Source organism: Neisseria sp. P0001.S005, assembly GCF_051963715.1.
Genome location: NZ_JBQCTZ010000470.1, coordinates 1 through 751, shown reverse-complemented (window position 1 = coordinate 751; position 751 = coordinate 1). Strand labels below are relative to the sequence as shown.

Sequence of the window (751 nt, the reverse complement as noted above, 5' to 3'; positions counted from 1 at the left end):
GATTCGGCTTTCAGACGGCCTGCATCGGTAAACAATACGGCTTTGTCTTGGCTGATAAACAGATGGGACAAGAACACGGGGTTAAACGGCACATCATCACCGCGCAGATTGGTAATCCAAGCGATGTCGTCCAAAGAAGAAACCAAATGCGCCTCTGCGCCCTGCTCTTTCATGGCCGCACGGATACGGGCCAGTTTTTCGACCGCAGTTTCGGAAACATAGTCGGGATGGTGAACGTAGATTTCCGGAGTCGGCAATGCAGGACGGTCGTCCCACACTTCGTCCAACAAGGTTTCAGGATATTCGAGGCGGATGTTTTTGGCGGCAAGTGCCTGTTTCAAACCGCGCTCGCCGCTGAGTGCGAACATATCGGCAGGTGCGCCGACCACTGCGCCCTCGGGCAGATTTTGTGCCAACCACTCGGTATAAGGCGCATCAACGCCCATTTTTTGCAGCTCGATGCCGTTTGGCGCAAGCTGTTGGCCTGCCTGTTCCCAATAGCGGCTGTCCGTCCACACGCCTGCTTTATCGGCGGTCACCACCAAAGTGCCGGCCGAACCGGTAAAGCCGGAAAAATCGCGGCGTGCCTGCCAATGCTCGGGCAGGTATTCGGAAAGGTGCGGATCGGCGGAAGGAATGACAAACGCGTCCACGCCCTGTTTTTTCATGGCTTCGCGTAAAGCGGACAAACGTTGTTGTACAGATTTCATGTGTTATGTCTCCTGTTGTTTCAGACGGCCTCTGTCATCAA

Annotated in this window: 1 protein-coding gene; it reads right to left on the bottom strand. The window is 54.9% G+C overall.

Translation table 11 applies throughout. The annotated features are described in order from the left end of the window. On the bottom strand, positions 1 to 710 hold a 710-nt coding region (locus ACTHSP_RS21115), incomplete at its 3' end, for an aminopeptidase P family N-terminal domain-containing protein (protein ID WP_440346896.1). Positions 711 to 751 lie beyond the last annotated feature (41 nt).